This window comes from Ensifer oleiphilus (genome assembly GCF_013371465.1).
Lineage (GTDB): Bacteria > Pseudomonadota > Alphaproteobacteria > Rhizobiales > Rhizobiaceae > Ensifer > Ensifer oleiphilus.
Map to the genome: position 1 here is coordinate 1 of NZ_JABWDU010000011.1, position 12,666 is coordinate 12,666.

A 12,666-nucleotide genomic window follows, 5' to 3' on the forward strand; every position below is an offset into this window, starting at 1 on the left:
AACAGGTTCCGCCGCGAGAACGAGATGATCTTCTCACCCTTTAGATCCTCGATGCCGATCTCGCTACGGGCAAGCAGCGCGCTGTTCTTCTCCATAAGCGTGTCGCCAGCCGACTTTACGCCGCGGCGGCGGCGGTGCGGCGTTCGGCAGCGAGACAATTCTTTGCTGCCGGAGACCCCTTGGGCGCCTTCGCGGCCGCGCGCCCAGCGATGCTCGCCAGCGTATGGCTGGCAATTCTCTCGCCCGCTTTTCAGCCTCGATAATGACCGCGTGAATGGAGCAGACACCGCCTTTGCCCGCAGGGGGTCGCGAACCCAAGTCACCGGTCTACGGTGCTGCCTCAGCTTTTGCTTGAGCACAACTCGGCGATCTGGCCAGTCGCCCCCCCGCGGGAACGGCCGCTGATTGATGCTATTGGCTGTATCAGTCCGACTTCAGCGCTGCTTTGATGGTTGCGAATATCGTCTCGATCTCATCCTCCCCGATGGTGAGCGGGGGCGACAGCACGATCGTATTCGCCACAGGACGAACCAGCACGCCGTGATCGAAGCAGTGTTCGTAGACGTTCCTGGCCAGTGCCTTGCCACGAACGGGATCCTCTCCAAGTTCGATGCCGGCAAGCAGACCGAGATTACGGATATCGACGACTCCTGGAAGCCCTTTGAGGGTGTGGGCGCATGTTTGCCAATGCGGCTCAAGCCGCGCTGCTCTTTCGAACAGGCCTTCGGAAACATAGACATCGAGCGAGGCGAGGCCGGCCGCCGCTGCCAGAGGATGGCCGGAATAGGTGTAGCCGTGGGACAGTTCGACGGCACCCGAGCCCGCCTTTCCGGTCACAGCGTCATAGATGGCGCTCGAGGCGATCACACCACCCATCGGAACTGCACCGTTGGTCATGCCTTTTGCGACCATCAGGAGATCGGGTATGACCCCGAAGCGGTCGGCCGCAAAGGGCCGGCCAAGTCGCCCGAAGCCGGTGACGACCTCGTCGAAGATCAAGAGGATGCCGTGGCGTGTGCAGAGTTCACGCAGCCGTTCGAGATAGCCGACCGGTGGAACGAGCACGCCGGTCGAACCGGCGACAGGTTCGACGATGACGGCTGCGATCGTCGAAGCGTCGTATGTCGCAATCATCTGCTCGAGCGCATCGGCAAGTTCCGCACCGTGGCGAGGCTGACCGAGGCTGAAGGCGTTCCTAACCGGATCGTGCGTGTGCGGCAGGTGAACGGCACCGGGCAAGAGCATGCCGAACTGCTTCTTGTGCGGTCCCATTCCGGCCGCCGACAGGCCCCCGAAACCAACACCGTGATAGCCGCGCTGGCGCCCGACAATACGCTGGCGCTGCCCCTCTCCCCGTGCATGATGATAGGCAAGCGCGATCTTGATCGCCGTATCGGCGGCTTCTGAACCCGAATTGGTAAAGAACACATGGTTCATGTCCGCCGGAGCGATCGACGTCAGCCGATTGGCATATTCGAAGACAAGCGGATGCCCGAGGCCAAACGAGGAAGCAAAGTCCAGCCGCGCCGCCTGCTTCTGGATCGCCTCGACGATCCGCGGATGGCCATGCCCGGCGTTGACGCACCAGAGACCGGCAATGGCGTCGAGCAGACGATGGCCGTTACTGGTGAAGTAATAGAGCCCTTCGGCATGCGAGATGAGTGCCGCATTCGCCTTGAAATCCCGGTTTGCCGTGAACGGCATCCAATAGGCATCGAGGCTGTTCGAGCCGGGCGTGGTGAGCGTATCCATGTGATTGCGCCTTCTGTTCGTTGGGCAAGCGCACCGGCAAGGCGCGCCGGCGGGCCTTCAGGCCGCAATTTCATCCCGGTAGGTCGGGTAGCTCTTGAAGCTCGGATTGTCGGCGGGCAGCACCGCGAGTTCCATCTCGCCGGCCGCAGGCCGCATCACGATGGTCGCGACCGTCGCTGAGACATGGCCACGCGACGAACGATGTGGCGGACGGCAGACGGCGTAGGGATAACCGAACTTGTCAGAAAGCGCGGCCTTGACCTCGGTGACGCCGATCTTGTCGGACTTTTCGAGAATGCGGCGAACGCGCCAGTCGCGGTAAAAACTGTCCGACCAGCTTGAATGCGCCTGCTCGCGCAATTTCAGAAGCGCCGTCTGGCTCTGCCAATGGTTGGCATGCACGATGAGATCGTTTTCCGGATAGATGTTGAACGCTTCGTCCGGTGCGCATTCGAAGCTGACGGCAAAGCCATCCTTGTGGCTGACAATGATATTGTTCGACGCCGACTTCCTCGTTCCGGCCACGGCACGCATCGCCATCGCCAAATGTTCCTGCTGCAGGACCATGCGCCGGATGAGCGCCAACGGCACGCCATCACCGGCAAAGTCGCGGTCGCTCTCGAGATAATTGGCCGTGACGGCGATGCCCTTGTCGTTCATGCCGCTGCGTGCAAGGCCACCGGCCTCGGTGAACGTCTGGTAGGACGGACCTTCATCCGGCTTGACGCGCAAGACGATCGCCGTCTCCGCGCATTCTGCCATCCAGTCCCAGTTCTGCGCGTGCACGAGCTCTCCCGTGGCGCTGCGCTCGGGCAGAACGACGACCCCGGTGCAGCCGTCTCCCGAATGCTCGGCCCTCGCCGCCTGGGTCCTTCGCGCCCTCGCAAGGATCTCGGTACGGGCATTGATCAGCGCGACGTGCTCGAACGGCAAGTCCGCACCTTCCGCTATGCCCTTCATCTCCACGACGAAATTGGGGTCGAACGCCTCGATGAGCGGAACATAGCCGGTGACGATCGACTTCAGGTCGTCGGCCAAGACCCCGAGCGTCGCAAGCCGGCCCGCATAGAGTTCAACGCTGCGACGCACACGGTCCTTCGCCCGCTGCCCATACTGACGCCCACGCTCGAGCGGAGTTCCTGAGATCGAAACGAACGGAAACGGTGCGGCGGTCATCTGTCTTTTCTTTCACTCTATGTTGCGTTTTGTGATGTTAAAATGCACTATCACAAGGAATTGTCCAGAGGAAATCGAACAGCTATGTCAGAAGCGCACCCCAAAGACCGACCAGACCCTGGAGCCAGTTGATGAGCACGGAAAGCAGCCCGAGCGCGTTGCAGATCGACATTGCCCGGCAGATCCTGCTTCAGGCACAAAAAGAAGGCTGGCGGGCAGGTCATCCGATTGTCGAGAAGACCCTGGCAGCAATGTTTGGCGTATCGCGCACGCCGATGCGGGCCGCTCTCGAAATCCTTGCGACCAAGGATTTGGTGCGCCTCATCCCCAACAAAGGCTTTGTCGCCGCCACCGATCTCGGCAACGGCAGCCACATCGAGACGTTCAGCGAGAGTGAAACGGAACGCCTGAAGCAGCAGATCCTGCGCGACCGCTCTGTCGGCACCATTCCGCAGGAAGTGTCGGAAAATGAGCTGACGGAACGGTACGGCATTGCGCGCGGCACGATCCGCAAGGCGTTGACACAATTATCCTCGCAAGGCCTCATTCACCGCCAGCGCGGCCACGGTTGGGCGTTCGTCGATTCGCTCGACAGCGCAGAAAGCCTGGCCGAAAGCTATCGTTTTCGCATCGCGATCGAGCTTGCAGGCCTTGCCGAACCGAATTACCGCGCCGATCCGGATGCGCTTAAGGCCCTCATTGCCGAACATGAAAGCATGCTCGACCAGATCAATGCCGCCGGCAGCATCACCCGCGACAGCTGGTTGAAACTGAACGCCTCCTTCCACGAGACACTCGCCGCCTGGTCCGGCAACCGCTTCATCCTGCAATCCGTGCGCATGCAGAACGACCTCAGACTGCTGCGTGAGTCCTCGGTATTCGATCGGCTCCGGCCCGAGCGCAGGGAGAGGTCGCTGAAGGAGCACATCCAGATCCTCAGGTATATCGGCTCCGGCGAGATCGAATTCGCCCAGCTTGCGCTGCGGCGCCACCTTGAATCGACGCTGCAGAAAGTCGAGGACCGGATCCGCAGCGAAAGATAACGCCTGCGGAGAGCGCATTTGCCTCCCCTTTCGCAGAGGCCGAACAAGGTTTGCGATTTTCTGTATTGCTTTATGATCAAACAAAAGGCACAGTTCGCTCAACCGGAAAAACCGGACAGACTACAAAGAGGAGAACTGAGGTGAACCGTAGACAGAGACTGGCCGCGTCGGCCGCAGCACTCGCGCTGACCTTGACCTGCGGCCCGGCCGCAGCCGAAACGCTGAAAATCGCACTCAATGCCGACATCCGCAGCCTTGATCCGGGCGTCAACCGAGACGCCAACAGCGACGCCGTCGTGTTGCACATGGTCGAGGGTCTCGTCGCATACAGCGAGGACGCCTCGGTAAAGCCGCTGCTCGCCAAGGAGGTCGCAGTCTCGGACGACGACCTGACCTACACCTTCACGCTCAGGGATGGCGTCAAGTTCCATAACGGCAATGTGCTCACTGCGGCCGACGTCGTCTGGAACTGGAGCCGCTACATGGACGAAGCCACGAAATGGCGATGCCGTAACGACTTCGCCGAGGGCGGCGCCGCCCATGTCATATCGGTCACCGCACCCGACGACCAAACCGTCGTCTTCAAGCTCGAAAAGCCGAACGCCCTCTTTCAGGCAACGCTTGCCAGAACCGACTGCGGCATGACCGGCATTCTCGACAAATCATCGTTCAACGCCGACGGCTCGTTCAACGTGCCTGTCGGCACCGGTCCCTTCCGCTATAAGGAATGGCGTAAGGGCGAATTCATCGACCTCGAAGCCTTTGCCGACTACGCGGTACGCAGCGAAGAAAAGCGGGACGGCTACACCGGTGCCAAGCGGCCGCTCGTCGAGGCCGTCCGCTTCGCAGTCATTCCCGATCGCTCGTCCGCCAAGGCTGCCCTGCTCAATGGCGACATCGATATCGTACCGGACGTTCCCTATGCCGATGTCGAAGAGTTCAAGCAGAACGCCGATACCGCCGTTTCGCTGGCGACCAATCCCGGTATCGTCGCACTCCTCTTGCAGACGCGCGATCCGCTTCTCAAGGACATGCGCATCCGCAAGGCGATCGCCATGGCTCTCGACACCAAGACCATGGTCGAGGGAATTACGCTCGGTCTCGGCAAGGCCAACAACTCGCTGATACCGCCGACCTCACAGTACCATTCCGCAGCCCAGGCCCAGGGCTACAGCTACGATCCCGAGGCGGCAAAGGCGCTGCTGCAGGAAGCCGGTTACAACGGCCAGCCGATCAAACTCATCGCCAATACGCGCTATTCCAACACCTACGATGCGGCAATCGTGGCACAGGCAATGCTGCAACAGGTTGGCATTACCGCTGAACTCGAAGTGCTGGAATGGGCCGCACAGCTCGACCGATATCAGAGCAGCAACTATACGGCGATGGTGTTTCCCTATTCGGGACGCTACGACCCCGCACTGACCATGGACTCCGTCATGGGCAACAAGGACAAGGAGCCGCGCAAGGTCTGGGACGATCCGGACGCACAGGCCATGCTCGCCGACGCCGTGCGTTATTCCGATCCGGCAAAGCGCCAGGAACTCTTCGACAAGCTGCACGCGCGCTTCCTGGAAACCGTGCCCTTCATCATGCTCTATAACGGGCTCGAGGCGTCGGCCTATCAGAAGCACGTCCAGAACTACGCGGCTTCGATCTTTTCCATGCCAAGGGCATGGGAAGTTACGATCGCCGAGTAAGAAGGTTCGGTCGAGATGCTGCGCTTCATCCTGTCGCGAATAGGAATGGCCGTTCCGACGGTCCTCCTCGTCGCCGTCGTCGTCTTCTTCCTGATCCGCCTCGTTCCCGGCGATCCGGCTGCACTTCTGCTCGGAGACATGGCGTCACCCGAAAGCGTCGCCGCCCTGCGGTCGGATCTCGGACTGGACAAGAACATCCTAACGCAGTTTGCGATCTGGTTGACCAACGTGTTCCAGGGCGATCTCGGGACGTCGATCACGACGAAGGAACCGGTGGCCCATCTCGTCATCGAGCGTTTCAAGGTGAGCGCCGGCATCGTCCTCGTTGCCGTCGCCCTTGCCTCGCTTGCTGCGGTCCCCGCCGGCTTCATTGCCGCGCTCCGGCAGAACTCGAAGCTTGATCTGACGCTCGTATCCATTGCGGCCTTGCTTTTGTCGATCCCGACCTTCTGGCTCGGCCTCGTCATCCTGCTCATCTTCGGCCTCAAGCTCGGCTGGTTGCCGGTGGTCGGCTACGTATCGGTCGCCGAAGACCCGAGTCGGGGACTGCTTTACGTACTGATGCCGATCCTCACCCTGTTCCTGCACGAGATCGGCGTGCTGCTGCGCATGGCCCGCGCCTCGGCGCTCGAAGTCCTAAGGCTCGACTACATTACCCATGCCCGCGCCAAGGGCCTTCCTGAGCGCACCGTGCTGTGGCGGCACGTGTTTCCCAACGCCTTTGCCCCGACGCTGACGCTGATCGGCCTGGTTCTCGGCAACATGCTGGGCGGCATCGCCGTCGTCGAGACCGTGTTCACCATTCCTGGTCTCGGGCGACTTCTGGTCGATGCAATCTTCGGCCGTGATTATCCGGTCATCCAGGGATGTCTGCTGTTCATCGCTGTCATCTACGTGCTGGTCAATCTGATCGTCGACCTCTGCTACCCGCTCTTCGATCCGCGAGTGAAAATCACATGAAGACCCTTTCTGCCAATGCGATGGTTGGCGGCCTGTTCGTCGGCGCCTTCGTGATCGCAGCCTGCATCGGTTCGGTCTGGACGCCCTACGACCCGATGGCGATCGACATGAAGGCGCGTCTGGCCGGACCGTCGACCCAGCACCTGCTCGGCGCCGACGAGTTCGGGCGCGACGTGCTCAGTCGTCTGATGCTCGGCGCCTCGGCAAGCGGCATCGTCAGTCTCGCGACCGTTGCGATTGCGACCGTACTCGGCACCGCGCTGGGCTCGATATCAGGCTATCTCGGCGGATGGACCGACCGTGTGCTCGTCGCCGTCACCAACGCCCTGCTTGCTTTCCCTGGCATCCTGCTCGCACTCGGCCTGCTTGCGATCTTTGGCGCCAACAAATACGGCATCGTGCTGGCGCTCGGCATCGCCTATACGCCTTCGGTCGCCCGGATCGTGCGCGGTACCGTGCTTTCGCTCAGGGAGCGGGAATTCATCGATGCCTCGCGTGTATCAGGTGATACCGAGATGTACACGCTGCTTCGCCACATCCTGCCCAATTGCATCGCCCCGTTGACGGTTCTGTCGACATCGATGTTCGGCTGGACCCTGCTTTCGGAGAGCGCCCTTTCCTTCCTCGGCCTCGGTGTACCCCCACCAGCGCCGACCTGGGGCAACATGCTGGCCGCTGCCCGCCCCTACCTCGCCCAGGCCGCTTGGCTTGCGATCTTTCCGGGCCTTTGCATCTCAATCGTGCTGCTCGGCATCAATCTCCTCGGCGACGCACTGCGGGATCGGCTCGATCCGAAAATGAGAGGCATGCAATGAACACGCCAACCCTCCTCACGGTCGACCGTCTGGTGCTCGGCGCCACGGCCCTCGCCCCCCAGGTCGTCAACGGCGTCAGCCTGACGCTTCGCCGCGGCGAACGCATCGGCATCGTCGGTGAATCCGGCTCCGGCAAGTCGATGCTGATGCGCGCCGTCATCGGCCTGCTTCCAGCCGGAATCTCCAAGCTCGGCGGCACCGTCCGGTTCGAGGATCGCGACATGGGAGATCTTCAGCCCGAAGAACTGCGCAAGTTGCGCGGCAAGGGTATAGGCCTCATCTTCCAGGAGCCGATGACCTCGCTCAACCCTGCGCTGACAATCGGCCGGCAACTCGAGGAAGGTCTGGCGTTGCACACAGCGATGGACGCCGCGCAACGCCGTGTCGCAATCCTTGCGATGTTGCGGCGTGTCGGCATCGCGGATCCTGACGCCGCCGTCCGCGCCTTTCCGCACGAGTTTTCGGGCGGCATGCGCCAGCGCATCATGATCGCATCCGTCATGCTGCTCGAGCCGGCACTCTTGATCGCCGACGAGCCGACGACCGCACTCGATGCGGTCGTCCAGCGAGAGGTGCTGGAACTGCTGCATGCCCTGGTCGAAGAGAAAGGCACCGCAATGGTGCTCATCAGCCACGACATGGCGATGGTGGCCCAATATACCGATCGCGTGCTGGTCATGCAGAAGGGCGTGTGCGTCGAGGAAGGAGCGACCAGCGAGCTGTTGCGCGCGCCGCGCCATGAGTACACCCGGAAACTTTTGTCCGCCCTTCCCCGCCGCGCGCCGGCTCGGTCAGTCGTGCCGCGTGCTCCGCTTGCCAGCGTCAGAAACATGAAACTTGCCTATGGCAGCGGCAGCAGCGCCAAGGCTGTGTTGCACGGCATTGACCTGGACATCCATCCCGGCGAGATCGTCGCGCTGGTCGGAGGTTCGGGCTCCGGCAAGACGACGCTTGGCCGCATCATCGCTGGGCTGCTGCAGCCGAACGAGGGCACGCTGACCTTCCGCGGCCAATCCGTGAACCGGAAGAGCGGCGGCTACGCCGATTACCGAGCGAATTGCCAGATGGTGTTTCAGGATCCCTACTCCTCGCTTGATCCGAGGATGCGTGTGCGCGAGATCGTCGCTGCGCCGCTCCGGCACGAAAAGTCGATGCGTTCGACTGCCCGACGCGAGCGGGTGAACGAAGTATTGAGCGAGGTCGGGCTCGGTCCACAATTCGCCGATCGTTTTCCGCATCAGCTCTCGGGCGGACAAAGGCAGCGTGTCGCCATCGCCCGTGCGCTCGCTCGCCGGCCGGACCTCGTCATCGCCGACGAAGCGGTCTCGGCTCTCGACATGACAGTGAAGGCCCAGATCCTCAGACTGTTGTTGCAGTTGCAGGAACAGCAGGGATTTGCGTGCCTTTTCATCTCGCACGACCTTGGCGTGGTCGAACAGATCGCCGATCGCGTCGTCGTGATGCACCGCGGCGTCATCGAGGAACAGGGCAGCCGTGACGAAATCTTCGACCGGCCGACGTCGTCCTACACGAAGAAGCTCCTGTCGGCGGTTCCCATGCTTACTCCGGCTGACGGCGGCGGCATCGACCTCGTCTGGCGAGCGGCTTAGTCTAGGCGTTCAGCGGTATTGGACGACGCAGTATCGACTGTCTTGCTGCTGCGCCGCCATTGTTGGCGATCAAGAATACCCGGCAAGGCCCGCTGGCTCGATCACTTCACCTCGCGCGAACGAGGCACTGAACATTCATCAAAGGCTCTCCATGACACAGTATCCGCACATTCTCCTCCACATCGACGGCGCCTGGCGGCCGGCGCGATCGGGCAAGACCATTCCCGTCATCGACCCGGCCAGCGAAGAAGCGATCGGGCATGTGGCCTTGGCCGACGTGGAGGATCTGGACGAGGCGCTTGCGGCGGCCGAAAAGGGTTTCAAGACATGGCGGTCAACATCCGCCTTCGATCGCGCCCAGGTGATGCGGTCGGCTGCCGCCCTGCTTCGCGAACGGGCCGGCGACATCGCCTTTCTGATGACGCGCGAGCAGGGCAAGCCCCTTGCCCAGTCGAAGGGCGAGATCCTGAGTGCCGCCGAAATCATCGAGTGGTTTGCCGAGGAAGGAAAGCGGGCCTACGGCCAGATCATTCCGCCGCGCGCGCCCGACGTCACCCAGATGACGGTCAAGCTGCCGGTCGGTCCGGTCGCCGCCTTTACGCCCTGGAACTTCCCGATCAACCAGGTGGTGCGCAAGCTGTCGGCGGCGCTGACCACCGGATGCTCGATCATCGTCAAGGCGCCCGAGGAAACACCGGCTTCGCCGGCCGAACTCATCCGCTGCTTCGTCGACGCCGGGCTTCCGGCCGGTGTCGTCAACCTCGTCTACGGTGTGCCCTCGGTCATCTCGGAATACCTGATCGCCCATCCGGTGATCCGAAAGATGTCGTTTACCGGCTCGACCCCAGTCGGCAAGATGCTCGCTGCCCTTGCCGGCCAGCACATGAAGCGCGCCACGATGGAACTCGGCGGGCATGCGCCTGTTATCGTCACCAATGACGCCGATGTTGAGCGCGCCGTCGCGATCATGTCCGGCAGCAAGTACCGCAATGCCGGCCAGGTCTGCGTATCGCCGACCCGCTTCCTCGTGCAGGAGCGCGTCGCCGATCAGTTCCTTGACGGCTTCGTCGCCGCATCGAAAAAGATCAAGGTCGGCAACGGTCTCGAAGCCGGTGTCGACATGGGGCCACTCGCCAACGACCGGCGCATCCCGGCGATTGAAAGCCTGGTCGCCGACGCGGTCGAGCATGGCGCCCGACTGGCAACCGGCGGCCATCGCATCGGCAATCGTGGCTACTTCTTCGAGCCGACGGTTCTGGCGGACGTGCCGCTTTCGGCCCGGATCATGAACGACGAGCCGTTCGGCCCGGTCTCGATCATCAATCGCTTCCATGATCTCGACGAGGCGATCAACGAGGCCAATCGCCTGCCCTTCGGTCTTGCGGCCTATGCCTTTACCGGATCGGAGCGCAGCGCCCACCGCTTGGCAAGCGAGGTCGAAAGCGGAATGATTTCGATCAACCACCTGGGCCTGGCGCTCCCCGAAGTCCCCTTCGGCGGCATCAAGGATTCCGGCTACGGCACCGAGGGTGGTTCCGACGCGATCGAGGCCTATCTGGAAACGCGCTTCGTCACGCGGAAGAGCGTCTGAGCCGATGGAGCGAAGGCGCCCGCCCTCGGCGTCTGCCGCGTCCCCTGGGCGCTATCCAACTTCTTCTCATCGAGTGACGAGCACTTCTTGCAGATGGCCAGTCAGGTCGATCTAGCCAATCAGTTTGTGAGGGAGCAAGACACTATGAACGGAACGTCGGGGGCGCTAGAATGTCTTCATCAGCATCCGGTTTTGAGGTCATCGCATGACGGAGTTGAGCATCCGGACCAGTTTCGGTCCCTTAACGCAAGGCTCTTTGCGGAAGCTGGAGGTTGAATTCGACGCCGTCCCGGAACAGCAAGTTAGCTGAGGTATGATCGCGCCTTGCGTAACCCGGATTGATTAGTCAGGCCGCTCATAAATTCGTTGCTTTGGACCACGGGAATTGCGACAATACACTTTTAATTGTGCACAGCCAAAGCTCACGTTAGAGATGAGCTTGTGCCGGTTTTTATTGCCGCGCAATTTCGCTATTTTAAAGCGCGCGCATGCCTTGAGCCTCCGCTCCCCTGTGGAGGCTCAAGCATTTCTATGAGGTCACGACCGACTACAGTCGGGATGGTTGCGCCTTTTCTTCTACATTTATTCCCTCTAATTTTAGGGGCTCCCCATCGTTCGTAACGTGGCGGATTGAAGTTTGCCCATTCGCGTGATTGCGGTGAAACAAGAGGATGAATGTGGCGCCGGAAATGCCTTTTCCTCACGGCTGCGCCTACTGGGCGCCGGCCGCGGGTTTACGCTGCAACGTTCGTGGTCGAGTTTTTCTGCGGCAGCGTACCGGAATCGAGGAATTAGAACTTCTATCCGCGGAGCTAAGCGCGTAGCGTACATAAGCATTTTCTGTTGGACCGCATTCCTGCCCGCGCCCAGTGAGCCATATGGGTGCGGTACTCGCCCCGCCTGGCGGCGGGGTCCCTTCTTTCCGGCACGAGACTTCCCGAGAGGCACGGCATGAAAGCTGAAGAAATTTCGCTAAAATATTCCGCTCTTCAACCCGACGGCGCTGTTGTTGCGATCGAGTTCAATCAGGAAATCGCCGCGACGCTCGTCCGGCTCCCGGATGACCCTTCGCTTTACTTCGATCTGAGCGAACCACATCTGCTTATTCCGCTCGAGCAGTTGGTAAACGCACGTGCGCGCGAAAGAGGCATCATCAATGCCAACCGCCACATGGTGGCGGCAGCGAAATGCAATCTGGAGAAACGCAAACCCCTCACGGTTCAGTCACTAGACAACGACCTGTGGCTCGTGGTGGATGGGAATTCGACACTGGTCAACGCGCGCCTTTCTAGTTGGCGGGCGATACCTTGCTGCATGAGATGACCAGACACATCTGAATGCCCGCCCTCGATCGAACTGGCACTCGCATGCTCGGGGCCAATTTCATCGAAAAGCGGCGATTACGTTGTGGAAATCCTCGGCATTTCGCTCCACCTCGCTGGGACGCCGGATGACAAAAGGGATCCGGGCAGGCGAGACTTCCCCGTCACCAAGAGGGGAAAAACAATGACAACGACAAATGAGATTGCAGAAAAGATCGCAACCGAACATGGCCTGACGAAAGTCCAGAGCAAGGCGGTTGTGGAGGCGGTCTTCGCAGCCGTGACCGCCGCCGCCAAATCCAGCGCGGAAACATCGATCCCAGGCTTCGGCAAGTTCAAGGTCAAGGACACGCCGGAGCGGGAAGCGCGCAATCCGGCAACCGGTGCAACCATTAAGGTTGCTGCTGCGAAGAAATTGACCTTCGCGCCGGCCAAAGCTCTCAAGGACGCGCTGAACGGCTGATACAACTCAGAGATTCGGGGCGAGCGAGCGCACCACCTCACGGGGGTGCTAACTGGTCGCCTCGAACCTTAACGATTGCGGATTGTGCGGCAGAACCTGTGGGCTGACGCATTTGAGCTATGCGGCACCCGAGATGGGTCCCCGCCGCACGCGGCTCCCTATGATACATTATGCGATCTTCTGTAACGGCCACGACGCCGACCGTAACGACGTTTATGGTGAGTTTCGCAGCAG

The 12,666-nt window shown here is 61.3% G+C and carries 10 protein-coding genes; 8 read left to right on the top strand and 2 right to left on the bottom strand.

The annotated features are described in order from the left end of the window. Positions 1-423 precede the first annotated feature (423 nt). Both aptA and HT585_RS28365 read right to left on the bottom strand, forming a co-directional pair. Complete coding sequence (aptA, locus tag HT585_RS28360; RefSeq protein ID WP_176356152.1) at positions 424-1,752, bottom strand: omega-aminotransferase AptA; 1,329 nt, start codon at positions 1,750-1,752, stop codon at positions 424-426. A 57-nt stretch (positions 1,753-1,809) separates the two neighbouring features. After that, complete coding sequence (locus HT585_RS28365) at positions 1,810-2,928, bottom strand: C45 family autoproteolytic acyltransferase/hydrolase (protein ID WP_176356153.1); 1,119 nt, start codon at positions 2,926-2,928, stop codon at positions 1,810-1,812. A gap of 131 nt (positions 2,929-3,059) precedes the next feature. Here HT585_RS28365 and HT585_RS28370 point away from each other — a divergent pair, with 131 nt between their 5' ends. The 8 genes from HT585_RS28370 to HT585_RS28405 all read left to right on the top strand — a co-directional run bounded on the left by HT585_RS28370 (position 3,060) and on the right by HT585_RS28405 (position 12,432). Continuing rightward, positions 3,060-3,971 (top strand): GntR family transcriptional regulator, encoded by a 912-nt coding sequence (locus HT585_RS28370; protein ID WP_115422307.1) that lies wholly within the window; start codon positions 3,060-3,062, stop codon positions 3,969-3,971. 140 nt (positions 3,972-4,111) lie between these two features. Further along, positions 4,112-5,671, top strand: a complete 1,560-nt coding sequence (locus HT585_RS28375) for an ABC transporter substrate-binding protein (RefSeq protein WP_176356154.1) — start codon at positions 4,112-4,114, stop codon at positions 5,669-5,671. Between the two features lie 15 nt (positions 5,672-5,686). Further along, on the top strand, positions 5,687-6,631 hold the full coding sequence (locus HT585_RS28380) for an ABC transporter permease (protein ID WP_176356155.1): 945 nt from the start codon (positions 5,687-5,689) through the stop codon (positions 6,629-6,631). After that, entirely contained in the window at positions 6,628-7,446 is an 819-nt protein-coding gene (locus HT585_RS28385) for an ABC transporter permease (protein WP_115422304.1), read from the top strand. Before HT585_RS28380 ends, HT585_RS28385 begins: the two co-directional genes overlap by 4 nt. After that, the gene (locus tag HT585_RS28390) at positions 7,443-9,056 is read left to right on the top strand and encodes a dipeptide ABC transporter ATP-binding protein (RefSeq protein ID WP_176356156.1); all 1,614 of its coding nucleotides are present in this window, start codon (positions 7,443-7,445) and stop codon (positions 9,054-9,056) included. The genes HT585_RS28385 and HT585_RS28390 overlap by 4 nt, the downstream gene beginning before the upstream one ends. A 151-nt stretch (positions 9,057-9,207) precedes the next feature. Continuing rightward, the gene (locus tag HT585_RS28395; RefSeq protein ID WP_176356157.1) at positions 9,208-10,647 is read left to right on the top strand and encodes an NAD-dependent succinate-semialdehyde dehydrogenase; all 1,440 of its coding nucleotides are present in this window, start codon (positions 9,208-9,210) and stop codon (positions 10,645-10,647) included. A gap of 951 nt (positions 10,648-11,598) precedes the next feature. Beyond that, the gene (locus HT585_RS28400) at positions 11,599-11,970 is read left to right on the top strand and encodes a hypothetical protein (RefSeq protein WP_176356158.1); all 372 of its coding nucleotides are present in this window, start codon (positions 11,599-11,601) and stop codon (positions 11,968-11,970) included. Between the two features lie 183 nt (positions 11,971-12,153). Continuing rightward, entirely contained in the window at positions 12,154-12,432 is a 279-nt protein-coding gene (locus HT585_RS28405; protein ID WP_115422300.1) for an HU family DNA-binding protein, read from the top strand. Positions 12,433-12,666: the final 234 nt, after the last annotated feature.

Coding starts and splice junctions, on each gene's coding strand:
- HT585_RS28385 (WP_115422304.1), top strand. CDS start 6,628: ATGAAGACCCTTTCTGCCAATGCGATGGTTGGCGGCCTGTTCGTCGGC.
- HT585_RS28380 (WP_176356155.1), top strand. CDS start 5,687: ATGCTGCGCTTCATCCTGTCGCGAATAGGAATGGCCGTTCCGACGGTC.
- HT585_RS28400 (WP_176356158.1), top strand. CDS start 11,599: ATGAAAGCTGAAGAAATTTCGCTAAAATATTCCGCTCTTCAACCCGAC.
- HT585_RS28370 (WP_115422307.1), top strand. CDS start 3,060: ATGAGCACGGAAAGCAGCCCGAGCGCGTTGCAGATCGACATTGCCCGG.
- HT585_RS28405 (WP_115422300.1), top strand. CDS start 12,154: ATGACAACGACAAATGAGATTGCAGAAAAGATCGCAACCGAACATGGC.
- aptA (WP_176356152.1), bottom strand. CDS start 1,752: ATGGATACGCTCACCACGCCCGGCTCGAACAGCCTCGATGCCTATTGG.
- HT585_RS28390 (WP_176356156.1), top strand. CDS start 7,443: ATGAACACGCCAACCCTCCTCACGGTCGACCGTCTGGTGCTCGGCGCC.
- HT585_RS28365 (WP_176356153.1), bottom strand. CDS start 2,928: ATGACCGCCGCACCGTTTCCGTTCGTTTCGATCTCAGGAACTCCGCTC.
- HT585_RS28395 (WP_176356157.1), top strand. CDS start 9,208: ATGACACAGTATCCGCACATTCTCCTCCACATCGACGGCGCCTGGCGG.